This is a genomic window from Anabaena sp. CCY 9402-a (genome assembly GCF_963920945.1).
GTDB classification, from domain to species: domain Bacteria; phylum Cyanobacteriota; class Cyanobacteriia; order Cyanobacteriales; family Nostocaceae; genus Trichormus; species Trichormus minutissimus.
Genome location: NZ_CAWUDL010000066.1, coordinates 1 through 17,657 on the forward strand (window position 1 = coordinate 1; position 17,657 = coordinate 17,657).

Consider the following 17,657-nt stretch of genomic DNA (forward strand, 5'->3'; position numbering starts at 1 on the left):
AAACCTTCTATACCAAGAACATTTTGCTGAATGAGGGTATCCGCGCTTGGATGGCCCCTCAAGATCAGCCTCACGAAAAATTTGTATTCCCCGAAGAGGTACTACCACGTGGTAACGCTCTCTAATAGAACTGGCGTAATGGGCGGCGGACGTGACCAAGAATCCAGTGGATTTGCTTGGTGGTCTGGCAATGCCCGCCTAATCAACTTATCTGGTAAACTGCTGGGCGCACACGTTGCCCATGCTGGTTTGATCGTATTCTGGGCTGGAGCAATGACTTTGTTTGAAGTCGCTCACTTTGTTCCAGAAAAACCAATGTACGAGCAGGGCTTAATTCTTCTACCCCACCTTGCTACCCTCGGTTGGGGTGTAGGCTCTGGTGGTGAAGTTATTGACACCTTCCCCTACTTTGTTGTTGGTGTACTTCATCTAATTTCTTCAGCAGTCCTGGGTTTTGGCGGCATCTATCACGCCGTCCGTGGCCCAGAAACCTTAGAAGAGTATTCCTCCTTCTTTGGTTATGACTGGAAAGACAAAAACAAGATGACCAATATCATCGGCTTCCACCTGATCATCTTGGGCTGTGGCGCGTTGTTACTGGTGCTGAAGGCAATGTTCTTCGGCGGTATCTACGACACCTGGGCACCTGGTGGTGGTGATGTTCGCGTCATTACTAATCCAACTCTTAATCCAGCAGTTATCTTCGGCTATCTAGTCAAAGCTCCCTTTGGTGGTGAAGGTTGGATTATTAGCGTCAATAACTTAGAAGACGTAATTGGTGGTCATATTTGGATTGCCTTAATTTGTATTGCTGGCGGTATCTGGCACATCTTCACTAAGCCTTTTGCTTGGTCACGTCGTGCATCCATTTGGTCTGGTGAAGCCTATCTCTCCTACAGCTTAGGCGCACTTTCTCTGATGGGTTTTATCGCTTCTTGCATGGTGTGGTTTAACAACACTGTTTACCCCAGTGAGTTCTATGGGCCTACTGCTGCTGAAGCTTCTCAAGCTCAAGCTTTAACCTTCTTGATTCGTGACCAACGCTTAGGTGCTAACGTCGGTTCTGCTCAAGGTCCGACAGGTCTAGGTAAATACCTGATGCGCTCTCCTACCGGTGAAATCATTTTTGGTGGTGAAACCATGCGCTTCTGGGATTTCCGTGGCCCTTGGTTAGAGCCTCTACGTGGTCCTAACGGTCTTGACTTAGAAAAAATCAAGAATGACATTCAGCCTTGGCAAGCTCGTCGTGCTGCTGAATACATGACCCATGCTCCCCTGGGTTCTTTGAACTCTGTGGGTGGTGTGGCTACCGAAATTAACTCCTTCAACTACGTATCACCTCGTGCGTGGTTGGCTACTTCTCACTTTGTGTTAGGTTTCTTCTTCCTCATCGGTCACTTGTGGCACGCTGGTCGCGCTCGCGCTGCTGCTGGTGGTTTTGAGAAAGGTATCGACCGTGAGAATGAACCAGCAATGACCATGACTGAACTTGACTAGGTTCTAAAGTTTTATTTCATCACTGACAATCGAACGCTTTTAAGGCTCTTGTATAACAGCAAGAGCCTTTTTTTGGTAGTATTGGTTTAATTATGAAGATGTCTAAAAAACACATAGACATAGAGATATAAAGACTTGGAAGCTTTGATTGATGAAATGATTCAAAGCCATCTAAATTAATTTTTGTGACTAGCTGGAAGTAACCAAGGCAAATCAAGAGGTATAAGGGATATGAAGGAATCTAATTTTACTGATGCTTTGCGTTGGACATCCGAAGCCAAAGATAAGTTACAGAATATTCCCTTTTTTGTTCGCGCTCAGGCGAAAGCCAGAATTGAGAATTTGGCACGTCAAGCAGAAAAAGATGTAGTCACAGCAGATTTAGTTGAGCAAGCTAGAGCAGAGTTTGGCCAGTAAATGCTTGGAGTTGATATATTTTTGCTGAAAGTTGTGTAGGGGATAAGAATAGCGATCGCTTAATTATTAATCCACTCTAAGGTAATCTCAAAATTTGCGGTGGAAACACCTTTGACGATTAAAGGTGTGAGTTTACCTGATTCAATGCCAATTTCTATACCAAATTTCACAGTCGCTCTATCAGGCTTCACTTTCTGTAATGTTTCGGAAATCTCTTTCGTCAGCGACTCAATAGCAGTAGTCACTTGATGAAAATCTTGGGATTGCAAAACGCCTTTGCGTTCACCAATGGGTGTGGCTTCAACTTTAATATTTGTGCCATCAGCAAGTTCTAGTGAGATAATTCTGGTTTGAATTTCCATGTTGATTTAACTGGGTGATTGCCTATCAATAACATTCAACCACTAATTTTCAATACCAATACAACCAATTAATCAAGCTATTCTCTACTTGACTGATGTGGAGTATATCAGCTTCCTCCCACATTCATTGCTGCTAACATTGCCTTTTGACTAACTTCTTTGTAGAGAGTCTCCAAATATTTCATTACTACATCGCTGGAAGTTAAATTAATCACACTCTCCTCGGTTTTGGCTAGCGGAATAGCCCCTAATACATCTAATACTGTCTCGTTACTTGATGGTGTAATTACTACCAAAGAAGAATCTAGTGGCTCATTATATTGCCAGAAATTATCAATTTTGACATTATATTGATTGTGATTAATTGTTTGTTGATGATCTAGTGTTGCAGTTGCTTCAGGCTCTAATTTTGCACCACGTAATTGGCGTAAGTCGCTAATGATTTGTTCTTTAGTCCGTCCCCGCAATTGAAATAGGACAAAGGGGTCTTCGCTGAATCTGTCGCCTAACTGATAATAGATTGCACCAACGTGTTTACAAGGGTTGGCTTTATCAGGACAGGAACATTTACTATGAACGTCACCTAGGGTAAAGGGAAATAAAGATAGTCCATTAGCTGTGAAGACTTCTTCGATATTTTGGGGCATTTCTCCTGCTAATAATTTGGCAGCAAAGACCGCTTTTTTAGACATGGTTTCAATGATATAGCCCCACTCTTCATCGCTAAAATAATTAAGGGAAAGCGAAACTGTATAAGGTTCAATTTCACTACCTTGCACCTTGGCTAATACTTTCGCGCCTTTGAATTCAATGCTGAGAACATTGCCTTGACGAGCATAGTTTCTGGCACGTTCTAACCGCTTTTTAAAGCGATAGGAATCGAGTAATTCTAGCCATCTTTGTGACCACCATTCCCGGCTTGCTTGTAATGTTGTATTTGTCATAATTACGAAATATGTATTGCAAATTAAATGCAGAGGGTGCAGAGAGGGAAATAATATTTTATGTTCTCTATTCTGTCTCTTCTTCAATGACTGCGTTACGGTCTAATATTAGTAAGTTACGGAGTTGGTCTGTATCTAGTTCTGTTAACCATTGTTCACCAGCACCAACGACTTGTTCTGCTAGTTGTTTTTTGCTTTCAATCATGTCATGAATTTTTTCTTCTAACGTACCAGTGCAAACGAATTTATGTACTTGCACATTGCGAGTTTGACCAATGCGAAATACTCGGTCTGTCGCTTGATTTTCTACGGCGGGATTCCACCATCTATCAAAGTGGAAAACGTGATTTGCTCTGGTTAAATTTAACCCTACACCACCAGCTTTGAGCGACAAAATCATAATTGGTGGACCTTGGGGGTCGTGTTGGAAACGGTCGATCATTTCTTCGCGTTGCTTTTTGGTGGTACTACCATATAAAAAGAATATTTCGCGTCCGAGTTGCTTTTCTAGGTGGGGTTTGAGTAATTTACCCCATTCGGCAAATTGGGTGAAGATTAACGCGCGATCGCCTTCTGCTAAAGCTATTTCTAACATCTCTTCTAGCCGTTGTAATTTGGCTGAATTATGTTGTGCTAAGTTGGCTTCTTTTAAATACTGGGCTGGATGGTTACAGATTTGTTTGAGTTTAACTAATAAACCTAAAATCATCCCTCGACGTTGCAATCCTTCAGCAGAGTCAATCTCTGCTAAAGATGCTTCTACTACTTGTTGATAAAGTGCGGCTTGTTCCGTTGTTAAGCCACAAAATACCGTCATTTCTTGCTTTTCTGGCAAGTCTTGAATAATATCACGGTCAGTTTTGAGCCGACGCAAAATAAAAGGTTGCACCAAAGAACGTAATTGATTTAATGAAGCAGCATCTCCATACTTTTCAATTGGCATAGCAAATCGACGCTGAAAGAATTGTCGATTACCTAAATAACCAGGATTGAGAAAATCTAAAATAGACCACAATTCTTGGAGTCTATTTTCTACTGGTGTCCCCGTTAAAGCTATGCGAAATGTTGCTTCTAATTGTCTGATAGCTTGTGACTGTTTAGCTTCAGAATTTTTCACATTTTGGGCTTCATCTAGCACAATTATTTGCCAATCCACACCCTGTAATGATTTAATATCCCGGTGAATTAGTGAATAACTAGTAATAACTAAATCATGTTTTTTTACGGCTTCCTGAAATGTCTCACCTTTAGGACGTTTATCACCGTGATATTCTAAAACTTTGAGTGTAGGGGCGAATTTTTTAACCTCCCGTTCCCAGTTACCTAAAACAGAAGTAGGGCAAACTAATAAAGTTGGTTTTTCTAATACATCCTGTTCTTTCAGGTGTAAAAGAAAAGCAATGAACTGCACTGTTTTACCGAGTCCCATATCGTCGGCGAGACACGCGCCTAAACCCCAACGTTCTAGAAAAGCTAGCCAAGCAGCACCTCTTTCTTGATAAGGCCGCAACTGTCCGCGAAAGTTTTTCGGTATGGGTAAAGGTGCAACTGCTTGATTATTAGTTAAAGCCCCAATTAATTCTTCTAAAGCCCCAGATGCTTCAAAGCTGACTACTGGTAATTTTTCAATCACCTGGGTATCTCCTGTACTCAGGCGTAAAGCATCTTCTAAAGACAAAGACATTTGGTCTTTGCGAGATACAAAAAAGGTTTGGGCTGTCTTAATATCTTGGGGACGCAATTCCACCCATTCGCCGTTAATTTCTACCAAGGGGCTATTTAAAGCCACCAAGCGATCAAATTCTGCTTTAGAAATAGTTTGCCCGCCAATAGCTAATTGCCATTGGAAATTCAGCAAACTCTGCAATCCTAAACGCCCCTGTTTTTTCTTTGAGGTTTCGGCAGAAATTTTTAACCCCAAGCGGTTCGCCCAGCCTTCGCGATTTGCCAAACTAGGCGGTAAAATCACACCCAAACCGCTATCTTCAAACCGCCAAGCCACGGATTTAATAAATTCATAGGCTTGCATAGGAGTAAGTTGGCAAGATTGGGGACATTCAGCATCTAAACTGGGTGCAAGCAATGGATACAATCGAGAAGCTAAACCCAAACCCCGCAATAATGTTTCTTGCGGTTGGTCAATGGTGCGATTTTGATAAACTAATTGTTCAACTGGATGATGCCAAATCGTTGCTGCATCTACTAAAAATTCGGGATGATCAGCCGCTTGCAAAAAATATGCCAGTTTCCAATCAGTTTCTTCATTTTCAGGCGATCGCAACTCAAAACAAGCACGAAATTGATTTTTGCTGGCTAATTGGTATTGTAGCGGCATCGTCCAAGCTTTCAGTGCCGCTTCTAGTCTCTCTATACCAATAACATCTGCATTCACTACATTAGATCCACCAGTTAAAGACTGCAACCACTGACGCACCGCCAATGGTAAAGATGCCATTACCCTAGGTTCAACCAGAGTTTGAGTCCCCACCATCTCCCGCACTTGGGCATCTATCACACTATTGAGAAACGCCAAAATTAAGTCTTGCGGCTGACTGGGAAAATCAACGTACATTGGTGACTGACTAAATTCTCCCCCAGTCCCCAGGCCCCCGTAAGTCCGACAAACCAAGGGCATTTTCGTCGCCAACTTTTCTAAGCGAGTTCCATCTATGGCACTATCTAGAAGGACTTGCCATTTCGCGTCAAAATTCTCATTAGCTTGTCTTTGGATAATTGGTAAAAACTTAGATCGTGAGATTAAATCTAAACTCCAACGGGCAACCTGTGACCAAAAGCGTAAATCTCCACCTAAAAATGTATCTTCCCCATTGACAATATTTAAGGGTAAAGAAGTGAGAAATTTGATAGCCTGTATCGGGTTGAGACAAAAACCTTCGATTCGCCAAGGTTGTAAGTATTTTTGAGAGTCCATCTCAGATGCCAACGCACCAGAATGTAAGGGAGACATCAATACTGTCTCTTCTGTAGTTATTTCTAAAATATAAGTTGGTAGATTAACTTTTTGAGAATGAATCGGTAAATTTATCTTTTTAGAACTTGTGGCTTTAGTAGATGGCTTTTTTTCTAGCTGAGTGATAAAGTCTGCAATGCTCATATTTTCAGCAGACAACCACTCACCTAACTCAACTGCTGTCATCGCCAAGGGATTTAGGGCTAATTCACTCAAGTTCACATTAACTCGTGGCGATCGCCAAGTCTCACCCCAAATAAATAAATAGTTTTCCTGACCTTTTAATAACCAACTACCGTGTAAAATTGCCATTTGTTAACTACTCAGACTTTAATCAAAATAAAATTATTAAGTATTGCTTGTTTAATGAGAACTATATTTGTTTTGATATCTTTATGGTCATGAAATTTAAATATTGTAAAATACTTATAACTTTATAAAAGTAAATAATATTGATATATCAATTAAAATTTTTCATAGTCAAAATATTAGACCTCTTGCAAAAGTCGGAAAATGAGATGTGTAATTCTGAATGAAATGTAGAATCTTTGAGATGTTTCGCTTTGCTCAACATGACAGCTTAAGCATTTATGCAAGAGGTCTATTGATTTAGCTATTTTTTAGATGGTAGCGTGATTTTCGCCACTCTGTATTAGGAAATAGGAAAGATAGTACAATCACGCAAAAGCCAAAAGTCTAAATTACCCATGAATCACGCTGATTTCTAAGCTTTTCAAGGATTTTAGATAGTGAGTTAATTTACGCCGTGCTGTACTAGTACCCAGTCCCCAGCCTTTCAATGAGTGGATTTGCAATTATTCAATCCAAAATCTAAAATCCGTCTTGAAAATTTGAGCCACTGCGTTGGACGAAGAGAAGTGCGGTCTTCTCTACGAGAGGCTGCGACAAGGGCTTTGCCCAAGTGGAGCAACTTCGGGGTTTCCCGGCTTGTAGTAAGTGGCGTTCCTAGGTTGGGAAACCCGCCTACAGAACTTTCCGTAAAATCTAAAATTCCCAGTCCCCAGTATCTAATCCGCAATCCCTTGATATCATTGTAAGCACTCAACAAGTGGCAAAACTAGCTGATGAACAGATGGTGGATGCGCTGAGTGTGTATCGTGCTTGGCGTTGAGGAACTTGTTGCTCTTTGTATGTAACAGAAGTCAGCCATAGGGCATAAATGTTAGGATTGCCACAGTGAGAGAATAAAGAAAGAGAAGGAAAAAAAGCTGAATGGCAGAATTTGAGAAGTCAATATCCTTCGATGGAAGGGATATTCGACTGAAAGTAGGCCTACTAGCACCGCAAGCTGGTGGGTCTGTGTTGATAGAATCAGGGGATACAGTTGTTTTAGTAACAGCTACGCGATCAACAGCCAGAGAGGGCATTGATTTCCTTCCCCTAACAGTAGATTACGAAGAAAGACTATACGCAGCTGGGAGAATACCTGGTGGGATCATGCGCCGGGAAGGTCGTCCACCAGAAAAAGCCACTCTCACCAGTCGTTTAATTGACCGTCCCTTGCGTCCTTTGTTCCCTTCATGGTTGCGGGATGACTTGCAAGTTGTGGCATTTACAATGTCAATGGATGAGCTAGTACCACCGGACGTATTGGCGGTGACAGGTGCTTCGATCGCAACTCTGATTGCCCAAATTCCCTTTAACGGGCCAATGGCAGCAGTACGAGTAGGCTTAGTAGGTGATGACTTTATCATCAACCCCACCTATGCAGAAATCGAAGCTGGAGATTTAGATTTGATTGTAGCTGGTTCACCACATGGCATAATCATGGTGGAAGCAGGTGCTAATCAATTGCCAGAGCGAGATATTATTGAAGCGATTGATTTTGGCTACGAAGCTGTGCGCGATTTAATCAAGGCGCAGCAAGATTTAGTAGCAGAAATGGGTTTAGAAATTGTCCAAGAAGCAAAACCAGAGGTAGATCAAACTCTGGCAAATTATATCCGCGATCGCGCTAGCGACGAAATTAAGAAAATTCTGGCTCAATTTCATTTGGCTAAACCCGAACGCGATACCGCGTTGGATGCCGTTAAAGACAATATTGCCACAGCGATCGCCGCACTCTCAGAAGACGACCCAATCCGCCTTGCTGCTACTGCCAATAGCAAAGCCTTGGGGAACACTTTTAAAGACATCACTAAGCACTTCATGCGCCGTCAAATCGTCGAAGATAACGTGCGTGTTGATGGACGCAAACTCGATGAAGTCCGTCCTGTGTCTTGTCAAGTGGATGTCTTACCCAAGCGCGTCCACGGTAGCGGGCTATTTAACCGAGGACTAACCCAGGTATTATCCGCTTGTACCCTCGGTACTCCCGGAGATGCTCAAAACCTCAACGATGACTTGCAAACAGACCAATCCAAACGCTACCTGCATCATTACAATTTCCCGCCGTTCTCAGTGGGAGAAACCAAACCTTTACGCGCCCCAGGTAGACGAGAAATCGGTCACGGTGCATTGGCAGAACGAGCCATTTTACCTGTACTACCACCGAAAGAACAATTCCCCTACGTGATTCGTATCGTTTCAGAGGTGTTATCTTCTAACGGTTCTACCTCAATGGGTTCTGTGTGCGGTTCTACTCTGGCCTTAATGGATGCTGGTGTACCTATTCTCAAACCAGTCAGTGGTGCGGCTATGGGTTTGATCAAAGAAGGAGATGAAGTCCGAGTCCTGACAGACATTCAAGGCATTGAAGACTTCTTGGGAGACATGGACTTTAAAGTCGCCGGCACAGATACAGGAATTACCGCCTTGCAAATGGATATGAAAATATCTGGTTTGCCTATGGAAGTTATTGCCCAAGCCATCAACCAAGCCAAAGCCGCCAGGTTGCACATTCTCGATAAAATGTTGCAAGCCATTGACCAACCGCGCCCTGAAACTTCACCTTATGCGCCGCGTCTGTTGACGATTAAGATTGATCCAGACATGATTGGTCTAGTCATTGGCCCTGGTGGTAAAACAATCAAGGGTATCACCGAAGAAACTGGTGCGAAAATTGACATCGAAGATGATGGCACAGTTACTATTTCTGCGGTAGATGAGAATAAAGCCAAGAGAGCGCGTAATATCGTTCAAGGCATGACCCGCAAGTTGAATGAAGGCGATGTCTATGCTGGACGCGTGACTCGGATTATACCAATAGGTGCTTTTGTGGAATTTCTCCCCGGTAAGGAAGGAATGATCCATATTTCCCAACTGGCTGATTATCGTGTGGGCAAGGTTGAGGATGAAGTAGCTGTAGGCGATGAAGTCGTTGTCAAGGTACGCGAAATTGACAATAAGGGACGGATTAACCTCACACGCTTGGGTATCCACCCCGATCAGGCAGCTGCGGCACGGGAAGCTGCGGCGGTGAATCGTTAATTCGATTGGGATTTTAGATTCTATCTAAAATCCGCGATGCCTTTTAGGTAGGCATCGCCGTAAATTTTTATCACTTATGTAAAGAGAAGCCGGACGACTGAAGTCGCGGCTTTAAATTTAAAATTTTAGGATGATTCATTAATTCAGTAGCTAACAACGGAAGAAACACTAAAACTGATGAAATCCCTATTATTAGTGAAAACTGGATTATTCTTAAACGTTTATATTTTCAATTTTCAAGATATATATAGCTATATTAAGCAAAAATACTCATGTTGCCAGTTTGTCGATCGCAGCGAAGTTTGGTAAATAAAAGATAGCCTAAATAGTTAGCTTTTGTTCCATACTTAACACCAAGCATTGTGAGTGCTAAACGTTTGCCAGAAACTACCGCCCATGTCAAAATTACCCGCCAATCCTGGCAACACGGCTTCCTAGAAGGTGAAGTGAGTGCAGGGGATTTTGAGTGGCATTTCCAATGGAATTTTCGCCAGGGAGAACTTTCCGTGAAGCCTTCTCAGGGTCGGGCTTTAATCAAAGAACCTCTGGGAAGGTTCTTGGAACAACAAGATTATCAGCTAGAACCAGGCGGAGACTATGCGTTTACGATTCGCGCAAAGTTGTAAAAATTTCAGATTAACTGTTAACTGATTCAGTGAGGCGGCTTAAATATCTTTCAATTAAGAGAATAGCCACAATGTCATCTATAGGGCGTGGAGGCTGGCGCATTCCCTGGGGTAGTAGCTTTGTGAGTCCTTTAGGGGGGTACATCTGCCAATAGCGATCGCGTGCTTCTAAGGTACTATAACGCTCATCTACTAACACAATATTTAATGGTTCGACTAATTCTTGTTGCAATTGCTGTTTCCAGTGTTTGGCTGTGGTTTGATTACCCATTACCAGCAAGGAAACGGGAAACCTTTGACGTAGGTTATTAATGGTAGCGATCGCCTCACGAGAAAGCACAACTTGATGATAATGCAATTGCCGATCTAATCCCATCATGGCTACACCACATTTATCTTTACCGGGATCAAACCCTAAAATGACTGGTTGTGTTGGGGAAAATTCACTAAAAGTCATAATAAATTTTTATTAAGTACTTAAAACAACTTTGCCGTTTTGAATTGCTACTAGTTTTACTCTCAAAGGCCCAGCCGTGTAAGTGTCTTCTGCTGCTACTGCTTTAATTTCTATGGGTTGCCCGAATTGTCTCAATAGAGCAACAAAGCGAATAAACGTACCATCAATTTGTACACCTTCGACAATACCCGAATTTCTAGCACGAAATTGAGATGCTGAAATTAATAAATCTAATCTTTGCCTTAATTGGTATGAGGTCATAGTTTTAGCATCGGCGGTAGTTGTCGCCAATACCTCACCTTCAGAAAATACTAAGACATTTCTAGCTGTATCGGCGAAAAATTCTATCTGCTGTTCCCCCCTCACATAATTGCCAGCTGAGAAAATTCTCACTACGTATTCTCGACCATCGTTAATTTGTTTGATCAGCTGCTCAACTCTATCTGGAGTTACACGCAGCAGTTGTGTATTAGCAGCAGTTCCAGGTTCAGCTAATTCGATGCTAGCATTGCGATTGGCTTCTTGCAGTAGTTGCACAATTACTTGTTGGGCAGTAGTCGTTTGGTTAACACGCACTACAGCCGCCGCAATAACTTGACCCCGAACTAAAGCCAATTTACCCAAGCGTAAGTCACGATATGACTGGTAATATTTTTCCAGTCTCGCCACTTCCTGTTCTAGATAATCCTGTTGTCTTTCCAATTCTTTGAGTAGAGATTCCCGTTTGGCAATTACCTGTTCTCTTTGGGTAATTTCTAAATTGCGATTTTGGATGAGTTTATCTAGTTGGGCAATTTTTTGATCGCGTTGTTCTATCGCTTGTTGACGGTTAGCCAGTTCGCGATCGCGTTGTTCTATAGCTTGTTGACGGTTACTCAGTTCCCGATCGCGTTGTTCTATGGCTTGTTGACGGTTAGCTATTTCGCGATCGCGTTGGGCAATTGCTTTTTGGGCTTCAATATACAGCCGTCTCCGTTCTGTCTCTAGTTTGGTAACAGCTATCTGTAGTGCTTTCCTTTGATTGTAAACACTTTGGAGTTCAGCTATAGCTTTTTGATACTGGTTTTGGGTGCGCTGGAGTTTAGTTTGGGTTTGAGCTAAATCTTGCTGCGCTGTAAATTTTTCTTTTTTGGTGGTTTCTAATTCCTGATTGGCTTGGTTGCGTTCAGCCTCTACCTGACTTTTTTGATCTTCAGCAACTTTGAGTTGTTCTCGTTTTTGTCGGAGGTCTTTTTGAATATCTTCTAACTCAAATACCCCTTTCCGTAAGCCTTCATCAGCCAAAAACAGAATAGCTAGGGTTGTGGCGGCTGTCAGTACACCACTAAAAATCGTTACCACTACAGCTGTGTTTTTGGGGCGAAGCTTAAAGAGAGAGAGGCGTGCTTTGCCAACTCTTGTGCCGATGCGATCGCCAACAGTGGCAATTACGCCTCCCAAAATTAAAATTGCTGCGATGAGGATGTAGCCGGTTGTCATCTTCAGCTACCGAAATGTTTCCAGATACAGCCTACTACTTTCAGTCATTGTCTGGGGAGGATGGGGGGGTCGGCAATAGCTGAAATTACTCAAGATTTTAGATTTAATGCCAACTATTGAGTGTTATCTAAAGAAATATAACACGCTCCACCGCCCCTGACCCCAATGGATTTTATGTGAACTGTCTGCTGAGAGTCACAGGTTTATGCACAGTAATCTTCTTTTTGTGAATCGAAATCATCTTTTTCTCACGCAGATCCCCTAATAATCTGGTAACTGTCACGCGCGTCGAACCAATTGCTTCTGCGATCGCTTGATGAGATAACTTCAAATCAATTGTGATCCCATCTGCACAAGGAATGCCAAAATCACGACAGAGAATCAGTAAAAAACTAATCAACCTCGAACCCATGTCTCGGTGCGCTAAGGTTTCAATCATCATCTCTGTTTGCAAAATCCGCGAAGATAAACCCCGCAGCATCAACATTGATAATTCAGGATTTTCCTTGAGTGCTTGCTCTACTTGTTCAATTGGTGCAGACAGCAATTCTACTGGGGTAAATGCCACCGCATGGTAAAACCGATCAGATTTATTGCCTGTCAATAAAGACAGAACGCCAAAAACGCTATTTTCCCGCAATAGTGCAACTGTAATTTCTTCTCCTGCCTCATACACCCTGGAAAGCTTGACTGCGCCTTTCAAAAGAAAATAAACTCGTTCGGCAGGATCGCCAGGAAAAAAGATCGTTTTATTTCGTTCAAACGTTTCGACAACTGGTGGAAAAGCTCCAGTTGCCATCTGGCGAAAAACATTTGCTAGGGCCTTATCTTGTGTCACGATCATCTCCCTTCCCCTACCCAATGCCGGAATAACAAAAAAGTGAAAACTAATTACCTAAGAATACACCTGAAAAATCAATAAAGCACCGTTAACCTTGCTGTACTTTACTATACTTAAACCTATAACTTCATAGTTATTTGTTTATAATGATACCTAATTTCTGCTATTTTTAGCTAGCAGTTCTTGATAGATACTTCTGCTTGCTATAACCATCAGGTTTTTTCTCTAAAAACTTAAGTAATCTTGAGAATTTCTTAAGGAATAATATGTATTTTAAATCAAAAAAACACATTTACTAATTATTATTTTTGCCCATCATGTATAAAACAAATACAAACGTGCCTCAGATTCTAGTATGCTCATGAAGGCAGGAGTCAGGAGGCAGGGTGCAGGAGGCAAGAGGTAAAAGGTAAAAGAAAACAATACCTAATCCGCAGTTCCTTATCCCCAGTCACTAGTCCCCAGCCACCAGTCACCAGTCCCTAGCCTCTATTTTCATAAATCGCTTACATCAAGGGTTTCTATGCTGAATCTGAATGGAAAAAACGCTCTGGTAACGGGTATTGCCAATAACCGCTCTATTGCTTGGGGGATTGCCCAACAACTACACGCGGCAGGAGCGAATCTCGGCATTACCTATCTACCAGATGAAAGGGGCAAAATGGAGAAGAAAGTTGCTGAACTAGTAGAACCTCTCAACCCCAGTTTATTTGTTCCCTGTAATGTCCAAAACGACGAACAGATTCAATCTACCTTTGAGACAATCCGCGACAAGTGGGGACGACTAGATATTCTGATTCATTGTTTGGCCTTTGCTAACAAAGATGATTTAACTGGAGATTTTAGCCAAACTTCTCGTTCTGGCTTTGCTACAGCTTTAGACATTAGTACCTATTCACTTGTGCAGTTAAGTGGTGCAGCCAAACCATTAATGACAGAGGGGGGAAGTATCATTACCCTGACATATTTGGGTGGCGTGAGGGCAATTCCTAACTACAACGTTATGGGTGTGGCTAAGGCAGGATTAGAAGCTAGTGTGCGTTATTTAGCATCTGAACTCGGCCCTCAAAATATTCGCGTTAATGCCATCTCTGCGGGGCCTATCCGCACCTTAGCATCTAGTGCTGTTGGTGGCATCTTAGATATGATTCACCATGTCGAAGCCGTCGCTCCTTTGCGTCGTACTGTCACCCAAACAGAAGTAGGTAACACGGCTGCTTTCTTGGCTAGCGATTTATCTAGCGGTATCACAGGACAAGTCCTGTACGTGGATTCAGGATACGAAATCATGGGAATGTAATACGATTTGGGAAAGGGGGATATAAATTCAAAATTCAAAATTCAAAATTGTACTCCTCTGGAGTTCGCGGTAGCGTTGCGTAGCAAAGCAAGCTACGCGCTAGCGTCACGCAGTGAATAACTTCTGTCCCCAATCCCCAGCTTTTCAATGAGTGGATTTTAGATTATTCAATCCAAAATCTAAAATCCGTCTTGAAAAGTTTCCTACGGCGGGAAACCCGCCTACAGAACTTTCCGCAAAATCTAAAATTCCTAGTCCCCAGTCCTCAACTTCTATGCAAATCAGCGATTATCCCCAAGTTAATTTCTCCTCATCCTCTCGCATTGCCTCAGTACATCGCACTACTGGTGAAACTGATGTGCAAGTTACTATCAACCTAGATGGTAGTGGCATTTGCCAAGCTGCCACAGGGATTCCGTTTTTGGATCATATGTTGTATCAAATTTCCTCTCACGGCTTGATTGATTTGGATGTCAAAGCCAAAGGTGACTGGGAGATTGACGACCACCACACTAATGAAGATGTAGGTATTACCCTAGGACAAGCTTTACATAAGGCATTAGGCGACAGAAAAGGCATTGTCCGCTTTGGTAATTTTTTAGCCCCTTTAGATGAAGCTTTAGTACAGGTTGCACTAGACTTCTCTGGTCGCCCTCACCTGAGCTATGGTTTAACAATTCCTACCCAACGGGTGGGGACTTATGACACGCAACTGGTGCGAGAATTTTTTGTGGCGTTAGTCAACCACAGCCAAATGACGTTACACATTCGCCAGTTAGATGGAATCAATTCCCACCACATCATCGAAGCGACGTTTAAAGCATTCGCTAGGTCTGTACGCATGGCGGTAGAAGTTGATCCCCGTCGCGCTGGTACTATTCCCAGTTCTAAGGGAGTGCTTTGATTCAGAAAAGGGGAGAGTTGTCAAGAAACAAGCTTCCCTTCTCAGGAATATTGATTGTGAATTTTGCTCAAGCGATCGCTGCACTGATTTGTTATGAACACTACTAGTGGCGTGACCAGACTAAATTGTTGCAATAGATTTTGGATGAAATTGAGATAAATCAATGTTTTCTACTTTTTTTAAATGCACTACTTTAGCCTTGACACGCCACTAGTGGTCTGTCAAGCTTAAAAGTGTGTATGACAAACTTTTAAAATCGTTTGCTAGCAAGATATTCTGGGACTGCTTACGCACAAAATCAAAATTGACAGACTACTAGCTAAATAAACGCCCCCAAAAACCCTTCTCTTTAACCATAAGAATCTTGAGATTTTCCGCGAAAATCATATTATTGGGTTCAAGTGAAATAGCTAAATTCAGTTCTTTAATTGCCTCTTCGAGTTTACCTTTTTCACCTAGAGCAAGCCCGAAGTTATTGTGAGCGTTTGCATGATTAGGGTTGAAGTGTAAAGCTTGGCGGTATTCGACAATTGCTTCTTCAAACTTACCTTGATTGTACAAAGCCATCCCTAGTTTATTATGAGCATCTGCATCAGTAGGGTCGAGGCGTATAACATCGCGAAATTCTAAAATAGCCTCTTTATACTTGCCTTGTTTGGAAAGGATAGCACCTAAGTTGTAGTGAGCTTCTACATGGTTGGCATCAAAGAGTAAAGCTTGGTGATACTCCGCACTGGCCTCTTCAAGTTTACTTTGGTCTTGTATGGCTTTTCCAAGCCAAAAATGAAAGCTAGCTAGCAGTTTAATTGTTTCAGAGTCGCGCTTTTGTAATTTTAAAAAATTAATAGCTTGCTTGCATTGTTCAATTGTCTCTTCAAGCCTATTTTCCTTGTATAAAATAATTGCCCATAAACCCTGAAAAGCTGCCTTATCTTTGTCTGACATTCGTTTCATCAGGTTGTGGGTTAGACGATCATCACGAGAGGCAAAATGAGCAGATTTTTTTAGTTTTAAGCACGCCTCTTCTGATTTACCTTGTTTCAAAAGAATAACTGCCAACAAAATATAAGCTAGGCTAAACTTTGGATTTAGTCGGATAGCTTTATGTAACTCTTTCATAGCTTCTTCAAGCTTCATTTGCTCGCATAAAACAAAGCTTAAACTGAAGTGAGCTTCGGCATTGTCAGGATTCAAGCTAATCGCTGTTCGGTACTTGTCAATTGCTTGTTTATATTTATTCTGCTCCTTTAAAACATTCCCAAAGCTAATATTCGCTCTAACAGAAGTGAGGTCGATATCGAGAGCTTCTTGATATTTTTGGGCTGCTGCTTCTAATTTTTCTTCTTTGAATAAACGATCTGCTTCATTGATGAGTTTTGTAACTCGATTTCTTCGTGATGCTGCTAATAAAATCTCTTCTTTGGATGAATATTTTGATTTATCATTTAACGTATTTACTTCATCTTTAATTTCATTAACAACCTTGAAGAAAGCCTCATCCTGTTTAGACTTATCACTAGTTATGAACTTTCTATTGCTGGGGAGAGGAGACAATAAATCGAATGGGGGCAGATCCCAAAGCGCAGGACGTAGCAAGACTGGGATAGCTAGAGCCTTTTGTTCTGCCTGCAACTCCGTTGCTCGTGTCGCTTCCAAAGGCAAATCCTTGATGAAATCTGGGCTAATTAGCAGCAGAATGATCTTAGAGTTTCTCAAATTCTCATCAATTTTATTCTCTATTTCTTGACCAGGGGATATACTGTTTTTATCCCAAATTGTGATTATATTATTTCTCTGTAAAGCAGCTAAGTGCTTTTTCAGGTCATCGCATAATATCTCATCTTTCTTGTGGTAAGAAATAAAAATTCCAACAGGTGCTTGAGATAGCATTACTATTTACTATTCACTTACTATATAAGGGTTTTTGATTTGGGAATTTATGCAGATATTGTACACGGTTACTAAAAAACAATGAAAAATGCTTTGTTTTATTTTTACTAAATTGGGAATTTGGGCAGAGATTTTTTTTATTCAGTGCTTAAATTCCGTCAAACATAGGCTACACTTATAAGTCAATTAATCTACACATAAAGTCAGATTCATTTACTAAGAAATAAACTCCCAGTCATACATGATTAATGTGAAATCTATAATATAGTTAGGGAACAAAAACTTTGTAACGACTGGGTAGTTACTTGATTTCAAAGTAGCGATCAAACAGATAACTACTTTGCTAGATATTATTAAAAAATCAAAGTTCTAGTTCTATCTACAAAATCGATTCTGCACTGAGTTAAAGTTAACTGGTTGGTATCCTGCCTGGTTATTTCCCCAGGATGCAACTCTATTATTACAATCGACTATTAGATTGTAGTAAATAAGAGTTCCAGCAGTTCCAGCTCCAGCAACCGCAAAAGTCGCTACTTTTTTTCCAATTTTGGGGTTGAAGTATGGTTTGCTTACAAGGCG

General features: G+C 41.6%; 13 protein-coding genes and 1 pseudogene. 7 read left to right on the forward strand and 7 right to left on the reverse strand.

The genetic code is table 11. The features are described 5' to 3' along the window. From ACM0OR_RS21140 to ACM0OR_RS21150, 3 genes and pseudogenes are all read left to right on the forward strand, one after another. Positions 1 to 125 (forward strand): annotated as a pseudogene (locus ACM0OR_RS21140) (photosystem II D2 protein (photosystem q(a) protein)); the annotation flags it as partial. Then, on the forward strand, positions 109 to 1,497 hold the full coding sequence (psbC, locus tag ACM0OR_RS21145; RefSeq protein ID WP_414578577.1) for a photosystem II reaction center protein CP43: 1,389 nt from the start codon (positions 109 to 111) through the stop codon (positions 1,495 to 1,497). The pseudogene ACM0OR_RS21140 and the gene psbC, both read left to right, overlap by 17 nt. 231 nt (positions 1,498 to 1,728) lie before the next feature. After that, positions 1,729 to 1,914, forward strand: a complete 186-nt coding sequence (locus tag ACM0OR_RS21150; protein ID WP_414578579.1) for a PCP reductase family protein — start codon at positions 1,729 to 1,731, stop codon at positions 1,912 to 1,914. Positions 1,915 to 1,973: 59 nt separating this feature from the next. On the opposite strand, the gene ACM0OR_RS21155 is transcribed toward ACM0OR_RS21150, so the two are convergent. From ACM0OR_RS21155 to ACM0OR_RS21165, 3 genes are all read right to left on the reverse strand, one after another. Beyond that, on the reverse strand, positions 1,974 to 2,276 hold the full coding sequence (locus ACM0OR_RS21155; protein ID WP_414578581.1) for a CU044_2847 family protein: 303 nt from the start codon (positions 2,274 to 2,276) through the stop codon (positions 1,974 to 1,976). A gap of 107 nt (positions 2,277 to 2,383) precedes the next feature. Next, positions 2,384 to 3,220 (reverse strand): SWIM zinc finger family protein, encoded by an 837-nt coding sequence (locus ACM0OR_RS21160; protein ID WP_414578583.1) that lies wholly within the window; start codon positions 3,218 to 3,220, stop codon positions 2,384 to 2,386. A gap of 67 nt (positions 3,221 to 3,287) precedes the next feature. Beyond that, on the reverse strand, positions 3,288 to 6,503 hold the full coding sequence (locus ACM0OR_RS21165) for a DEAD/DEAH box helicase (RefSeq protein WP_414578585.1): 3,216 nt from the start codon (positions 6,501 to 6,503) through the stop codon (positions 3,288 to 3,290). 921 nt (positions 6,504 to 7,424) lie between these two features. Between ACM0OR_RS21165 and ACM0OR_RS21170 the strand changes: the two genes are divergently transcribed. After that, the gene (locus ACM0OR_RS21170; RefSeq protein ID WP_414578587.1) at positions 7,425 to 9,581 is read left to right on the forward strand and encodes a polyribonucleotide nucleotidyltransferase; all 2,157 of its coding nucleotides are present in this window, start codon (positions 7,425 to 7,427) and stop codon (positions 9,579 to 9,581) included. A 362-nt stretch (positions 9,582 to 9,943) separates the two neighbouring features. Further along, positions 9,944 to 10,207 (forward strand): DUF3146 family protein, encoded by a 264-nt coding sequence (locus ACM0OR_RS21175; RefSeq protein ID WP_190705469.1) that lies wholly within the window; start codon positions 9,944 to 9,946, stop codon positions 10,205 to 10,207. Between the two features lie 10 nt (positions 10,208 to 10,217). Here ACM0OR_RS21175 and ACM0OR_RS21180 read toward each other — a convergent pair whose 3' ends face one another. The 3 genes from ACM0OR_RS21180 to ntcA all read right to left on the reverse strand — a co-directional run bounded on the left by ACM0OR_RS21180 (position 10,218) and on the right by ntcA (position 12,987). Continuing rightward, positions 10,218 to 10,664 (reverse strand): pre-16S rRNA-processing nuclease YqgF, encoded by a 447-nt coding sequence (locus ACM0OR_RS21180; protein WP_414578588.1) that lies wholly within the window; start codon positions 10,662 to 10,664, stop codon positions 10,218 to 10,220. Positions 10,665 to 10,676: 12 nt separating this feature from the next. After that, the gene (locus ACM0OR_RS21185; RefSeq protein WP_414578590.1) at positions 10,677 to 12,143 is read right to left on the reverse strand and encodes a DUF3084 domain-containing protein; all 1,467 of its coding nucleotides are present in this window, start codon (positions 12,141 to 12,143) and stop codon (positions 10,677 to 10,679) included. A gap of 172 nt (positions 12,144 to 12,315) precedes the next feature. Then, positions 12,316 to 12,987, reverse strand: a complete 672-nt coding sequence (gene ntcA, locus ACM0OR_RS21190; protein WP_017321409.1) for a global nitrogen regulator NtcA — start codon at positions 12,985 to 12,987, stop codon at positions 12,316 to 12,318. Positions 12,988 to 13,507: 520 nt separating this feature from the next. Between ntcA and fabI the strand changes: the two genes are divergently transcribed. Beyond that, the gene (gene fabI / locus ACM0OR_RS21195) at positions 13,508 to 14,284 is read left to right on the forward strand and encodes an enoyl-ACP reductase FabI (protein WP_323268821.1); all 777 of its coding nucleotides are present in this window, start codon (positions 13,508 to 13,510) and stop codon (positions 14,282 to 14,284) included. A 274-nt stretch (positions 14,285 to 14,558) separates the two neighbouring features. Next, positions 14,559 to 15,188 (forward strand): imidazoleglycerol-phosphate dehydratase HisB, encoded by a 630-nt coding sequence (hisB, locus tag ACM0OR_RS21200; RefSeq protein ID WP_414578592.1) that lies wholly within the window; start codon positions 14,559 to 14,561, stop codon positions 15,186 to 15,188. A gap of 315 nt (positions 15,189 to 15,503) precedes the next feature. Here hisB and ACM0OR_RS21205 read toward each other — a convergent pair whose 3' ends face one another. Then, positions 15,504 to 17,078, reverse strand: coding sequence for a tetratricopeptide repeat protein (locus tag ACM0OR_RS21205; protein ID WP_414578593.1), 1,575 nt, complete (start codon positions 17,076 to 17,078; stop codon positions 15,504 to 15,506). Between the last annotated feature and the right edge of the window lie 579 nt (positions 17,079 to 17,657).

Coding starts and splice junctions, on each gene's coding strand:
- ACM0OR_RS21160 (WP_414578583.1), bottom strand. CDS start 3,220: ATGACAAATACAACATTACAAGCAAGCCGGGAATGGTGGTCACAAAGA.
- ACM0OR_RS21205 (WP_414578593.1), bottom strand. CDS start 17,078: ATGCTATCTCAAGCACCTGTTGGAATTTTTATTTCTTACCACAAGAAA.
- ACM0OR_RS21185 (WP_414578590.1), bottom strand. CDS start 12,143: ATGACAACCGGCTACATCCTCATCGCAGCAATTTTAATTTTGGGAGGC.
- ACM0OR_RS21155 (WP_414578581.1), bottom strand. CDS start 2,276: ATGGAAATTCAAACCAGAATTATCTCACTAGAACTTGCTGATGGCACA.
- ACM0OR_RS21170 (WP_414578587.1), top strand. CDS start 7,425: ATGGCAGAATTTGAGAAGTCAATATCCTTCGATGGAAGGGATATTCGA.
- ACM0OR_RS21165 (WP_414578585.1), bottom strand. CDS start 6,503: ATGGCAATTTTACACGGTAGTTGGTTATTAAAAGGTCAGGAAAACTAT.
- ACM0OR_RS21180 (WP_414578588.1), bottom strand. CDS start 10,664: ATGACTTTTAGTGAATTTTCCCCAACACAACCAGTCATTTTAGGGTTT.
- hisB (WP_414578592.1), top strand. CDS start 14,559: ATGCAAATCAGCGATTATCCCCAAGTTAATTTCTCCTCATCCTCTCGC.
- ACM0OR_RS21150 (WP_414578579.1), top strand. CDS start 1,729: ATGAAGGAATCTAATTTTACTGATGCTTTGCGTTGGACATCCGAAGCC.
- fabI (WP_323268821.1), top strand. CDS start 13,508: ATGCTGAATCTGAATGGAAAAAACGCTCTGGTAACGGGTATTGCCAAT.
- ntcA (WP_017321409.1), bottom strand. CDS start 12,987: ATGATCGTGACACAAGATAAGGCCCTAGCAAATGTTTTTCGCCAGATG.